The following is a 5,487-nucleotide window of genomic DNA, read 5'->3' on the forward strand; positions in this document are numbered from 1 at the left end:
CATCTTCATAGGGTAATTTGGCTACCGAGTTACAGGCGGCTATGGCTCCCTTTTCTTCCCGGCCGTGCAGGGGGTTGGCTCCCGGAGCCAGGGGCTCACCTTTTTTTCGTCCATCCGGAGTGGTTCCAGTATGCTTCCCATACATTACATTAGAGGTTATGGTTAATATGGACAAGGTGTGCTGGGCATTTCTATAGGCGGGATGGCGCTTAAGCTGGTGTATAAAGGTATGAATTATTTCCACCGCCAGGAGGTCAACCCGGTCATCGTCATTACCAAACTTGGGAAATTCACCTTCTATGGCAAAATCGCTGACCAATCCCCTTTCGTCTTTGATGGGCTTAACCTTAGCATATTTTATTGCACTTAGAGAATCAACTGCTACAGATAAACCAGCTATGCCAAAAGCCATAAAGTGTTTGACAAAAGTATTGTGCAAAGCCATTTGCACATATTCATAAGCATACTTGTCGTGCATATAATGAATAAGATTCATGGTATTTACATAAAGTTCGGCCAACCATTCCATCTGTATCTTAAATCGTCTCATAACCTCGCCAAATTCCAATTTATCTCCATCATAAACCGACATTTCCACCCCTACCTGTTGGCCGCTTATCTCGTCCTTGCCCCCATTTATGGCATAGAGCAAAAGTTTGGCCAGGTTGCAGCGGGCGCCAAAAAGCTGAGTCTCCTTCCCCAGGCGCATGGCGGATACACAGCAAGCGATACCGTAATCATCACCATAGTAGTTACGCATCAGGTCATCGTTCTCGTACTGGAGAGCAGAGGTGGAAATGGATAGATCGGCGCAGAACTCTAAAAACTCGCGCGGGAGATTACGTGACCATAAAATAGTCATATTTGGTTCAGGCGCCGCTCCTAAATTCCTCAAGGTCTGTAGAAAGCGATAAGAAGTTTTGCTAACCAGATGCCTTCCGTCCGTACCAGAACCGCCCAGTGATTCCGTGACCCAGTTCGGATCACCGGCAAATATTTCACTGTACTCGGGGGTGCGCAAGTGTCGAACCAGTCGTAGTTTTATTACCAATTGATCAATCAATTCCTGGGCCTCGTTCTCCGTAATCCTCCCGGAACGCAAGTCCCGTTCCAGATAGATGTCCAGAAAAGTAGATACCCGCCCCAGGCTCATCGCTGCTCCGTTTTGTTCCTTGACTGCAGCCAGGTAGGCAAAATAGAGATGCTGCACTGCTTCAGCCGCAGTGGAGGCCGGTCGGGAAATATCATAATCATACGATTTAGCCATTTGCTTAAGGTCTTGCAGGGATTTAATCTGTCCCGCCATATCTTCCCTGAGTTGTATAAACTCAGTAGTCATTCTGCGATTAAGCCAATCGCGGTCGTTCTCTTTGGCTTTTATGAGAAAATCTACTCCGTAGAGGGTTACCCTGCGGCAGTCGCCAATTATCCGGCCGCGGCCATAAGAGTCCGGCAGACCGGTAATTATCCCCACCTTTCGCGCCAGGCGCATTTCCGGGGTATAGACCGCAAAAACTCCATCATTATGGGTACGGCGGTGTTTTTCAAAAAACTCCAGGAGCTTTTTATCCGGTTCATAGCCATATGCCCGGCAAGCGTTAAGGGTCGTTCTCAAACCACCGTAAATGTTGATAGCCCGTTTCAAGGCCTTATCCGTTTGCAATCCGACAATCTTCTCCAGTTCCCGGTCAATATAACCCGGGGGGTGACTGTTAATGCTTATGGGAGTATCCGCATCCACCAGCAAAACCCCTTGGGATTCCCTTTCCTTCTGTAATAAATCCTGGCATTTTCTCCATAACAAAGATGTTTTTTCTCCCGGGCCAGTCAAAAAACCACTATCACCATTATAGGGGCTATAGTTTTTTTGCATAAAGTCCCTTACGTCTATTTCATGCATCCATCTACCCGCCTTAAAACCGCTCCATGCAGCCTGCAATTTATCCACCCCCAGAAATAGAATTAGCCTTATTATTTGATACTTCCCTGTTTTTTAACCTTATTACAAGGAAGCCTGCCCTAAAGGCCAGCGGAATTTTTTATCTGCTTTTACTGCAGCGAGGTTACGTCCAATAAAGTTCTCCAATCACTCTGGCTATTGGCGGTATCCTGACATCTTGGCATGGAAACGAAAAAGCAGTTGATAGAAGTGAGTCCCAAAAAGAAGGGAAAAAGCCAGGTTGCCGGCTGCGTGGATAAGATCGAAAGGAAAACTGGCGATGCAAGTGCCCAGGTAGCTGGAGCAGTTCAGAGGATGGACGAAGCTGCTCCAATAGGAAATGTTAGTAATCCAGCCGAAGAGGAAGGCAGCGGCAGTACATATAACAGCAAAGGGAAACAGGCGAAATGCGGATAAAGTTTGCCCCAGGCCACTGGCCAATAGCCCGCATATACCCCAGGCCAACATCTGCCAGGGCGTCCAGGGTCCTTGCCCTAAAAAAAAGTTCGATACCAGGGCCGAAATAGCTCCAACCAGAAAACCGGTCTGGCTGCCAAAGACATAGCCAGTAATCATAATTATAAAGGTTGCCGGCTGCAAACCGGCAACAGGAACAAAAGCTATGCGGGACAGGGCGGCCAGGGACGATATGGTGGCAATAAGAGACAATTGCACTATGCTGTTCTGCCGTCTCTCAAATTGCCAGAAAAACCCGGCCAGGGCGACGGTCAAAATGGTGGCCGATAGCAATCCCCAATTCCAATTTCCTAAAGTTCCTCCGGGCCAGATGCTAAGTAACAGCAACAACCCTAGCAAACCCAGGGATATGAGGGATATTCTTAACTGCATAATCCTATATCTCCTTTTCTCATACAAGGGGTGTCATGGGGACGGTTCTTTTGCCTGCTTCCTTTTGTCATTTATCCCCAACCAAAGGGGACATGGCCGGGGGGCAAGAAAATAGGGGAAGCTACAAGTGCAATTTTTTTGACGCTGATTAACGCTGATTTATTAAGATTTCATAAGATAGTATCAGCGCAAATCACCCTGCGGGTACCACTGATGCTCCTTGCGGTTGCTATTATGGTTGCTGCGCCCGTTGATGCAGGATGCGCTGTAAAAGTTTTTGCGCCTGTTTTAGGGTAACGATTCCCTGAGCGATACCACGAAAGAGCTTGCTGACTTGGGGAGAATAAAATGTAGAGGAGCTGAGCATATCATATTTACTGCCAGAGCAAAGCAAAGAACCATCTGCTATAAAAATCACCTTACCAGCGTATTCGGCCACAAACTCCACATCATGGCTGACCATAAGAATAGCTACACCCTCAGCCTGCATTTGTTGGAGGAAACGCCCCAGTTCTTCTTTATGACGGGAGTCCAGGCCGCGGGTAGGTTCATCCAGAAGCAAAATCCGGGGGTTGGCAGCCATAACCGCCGCCAGAGCCACCCTCTGCCGCTCACCGCTGCTGAGATCACGCGGGTTCAGCTTTGCCAGCTGGGAGAGGCCAAAGCGCTGCAAGACCTGCTCGCTACGGCCATCAATATCGTCCTTCACCGCCAAATGCTGCCGGCTGAATTTCACTTCTTCCCGCACGCTAGGTAAAAAAAGATAATCATCAGGATTCTGCGAGAGATAGGCAAGGGTAGTTGCCAGTTCCGCTACCGGAACCCCTTTGCTGTCACGGCCGCAAATCTTAATCTTGCCCCGGCCCGGGCGTAACAGGCCATTAAGGTTTTTAAGGATAGTGCTCTTTCCGGCCCCATTAGGCCCCATAAGCACCGCGAACTCGCCTGCTTTCAAGTTAAAGGAGATATCTTTCAGCACTTCTTTTCCTTCCGGGTAGCGAAACCAAATTTTCTCCACTTCCACTACCGGCTGGGCAAAACTCTTCTCTGCATCGAGCTTATTCCCACAGCCGGGGGAGGCTGTGGGAAAGGAAAGGGGGAAATCGAACTGGGGAGCAAGGCTTCTTAAAACTCCCCGGCCCTCTTTTATACTGACGGGTATTTTCGAGAAAGCAAAACCGGCAAATAAGCGAGCTACCGGAGGGAGGCAGGAAGGCTCATTCTTCATGGCCCAGTGCGAGAGTTTATCCAAGCTCTGCTCATCGCAGACTATACCTCCATTTTTCATCACCAGGACTCTATCCGCTAAATGAAAGCACCTTTCCAGCCGTTGTTCAGCCAAAATTACGGTCAAGCCGCTATCTTCGTTAAGACGGCGTATGCTGTTCAAAATCTGTTCTGCCGCCATCGGATCGAGCTGGGAAGTGGGTTCATCCAGCAGCAGGATTTCCGGTTCCCAGGCCAAAACCGATGCCAGGACTACTTTCTGTTTTTGCCCCCCTGATAAAGTGGATGTAGCCTGCTGCAAGCAATCACTCAAGTCGAGGACCGCCGCCACTTCCATTATCCGCCGTTTGATCAAGGCCGGGGAAAAGCCCAGGTTTTCCAGAGCAAAAGCAATTTCCGCCTCGACAGTGTTCATTAGTAGTTGCCGTTCTGGTTCTTGAAAAACTATTCCCGTTTTTATCAAACGCTTACGATGAGGGATTTGCTCAACGGGAATATTGTCCAGGAAAATGGCGCCTTCGAGCCAGCCCCCATGAAAATCCGGAACCAGGCCGGCTATAGCACGCAGCAGGGTGGTCTTTCCGCTGCCCGCAGCGCCGCAAAGTAAAACAAATTCACCCTCATTAAGCGTAAGGTTTATTTCCTTTAGAGCGGGTTCTTTTTCTCCGGGATAGGAGTAATTTAGATCTTGGACAATAACTTTTTTGACCTTTTACACCCCCAATTCAAGCCGGATGGAAAGGCCAAAGCTAGAGTTAGCATAATCAGAATGCCGCCTCCAGTAAAATCCCAGCTTAGACGGGGATAATAGGTAAAGGCCGTCCATCCTTGCCCATAGGCCAGTATCCCGCTTAAGAAAGCAATAGTCACGGCCAGGAAAACCAGGAAGTCGCGCGGGCGCCATAAATCATCCGGTTTTTGGCTGCGTGGCCCGCTGCCATATCCCCGGGCATACATTGATTCCGCCAATTCCAGCGAATGCTCCAAAGAAGATGAGAGAAGAACGGATACACCAGGCTTTAGCCGGGAGGATCTCTGCCAGAGATTACCCTGATAGGGATCAACTCCGCGACATTGACATACTTCTATAATCCGCCTGAAATCACTCAAAAGTTGAGGGAAAAGACGGGTGGATAGGATTATAGCCAGCACTGTTTTTCCCTTCCCCAGTCCAGCGGCTGCTCTCAGCATACGGTCAGGATCTATTGACTTCGAATAAAGGCAAAATACACTTATAATAACCAGCAGGCGCAGACCCATACCGGCGCCAAAGCAAAGGGATTCCAGGCTTAAATCAAGTGGGGTCGTTAAAGGTAAAAGCTTTAGGGAAAAAAGTATGGTCTCTCCTTCCCGGGAAAAAAGCATATTCAAAATAGCTATTAGAATTATCAGGCTTACCGTAAGCTTGAGATAAGTGATCCATTCCTTAAAGTGCCCTGATGATACAATCACCAAAGCCACCGCCAGCAGCA

At 48.7% G+C, this 5,487-nt stretch carries 4 protein-coding genes; all 4 read right to left on the bottom strand.

Translation table 11 applies throughout. From position 1 onward, the window contains the following. Positions 1-1,900, bottom strand: a 1,900-nt coding sequence (locus tag PHP87_RS10435) for a pyruvate formate lyase family protein (RefSeq protein ID WP_299921106.1), incomplete at its 3' end; no start/stop codon positions are given. Positions 1,901-2,095: 195 nt separating this feature from the next. Next, entirely contained in the window at positions 2,096-2,788 is a 693-nt protein-coding gene (locus PHP87_RS10440; RefSeq protein ID WP_299921102.1) for an ECF transporter S component, read from the bottom strand. 232 nt (positions 2,789-3,020) lie between these two features. After that, complete coding sequence (locus tag PHP87_RS10445; protein WP_299921109.1) at positions 3,021-4,712, bottom strand: ABC transporter ATP-binding protein; 1,692 nt, start codon at positions 4,710-4,712, stop codon at positions 3,021-3,023. Beyond that, positions 4,697-5,487, bottom strand: a 791-nt coding sequence (locus tag PHP87_RS10450) for an energy-coupling factor transporter transmembrane protein EcfT (protein WP_299921104.1), incomplete at its 5' end; no start/stop codon positions are given. The genes PHP87_RS10450 and PHP87_RS10445, both read right to left, overlap by 16 nt.

It is taken from the genome of Syntrophomonas sp. (genome assembly GCF_028707975.1).
Taxonomy (GTDB): Bacteria; Bacillota; Syntrophomonadia; order Syntrophomonadales; family Syntrophomonadaceae; genus Syntrophomonas.

Excerpts from the sequence above, each read along its gene's own strand:
- PHP87_RS10440 (WP_299921102.1), bottom strand. The coding sequence starts at position 2,788 with ATGCAGTTAAGAATATCCCTCATATCCCTGGGTTTGCTAGGGTTGTTG.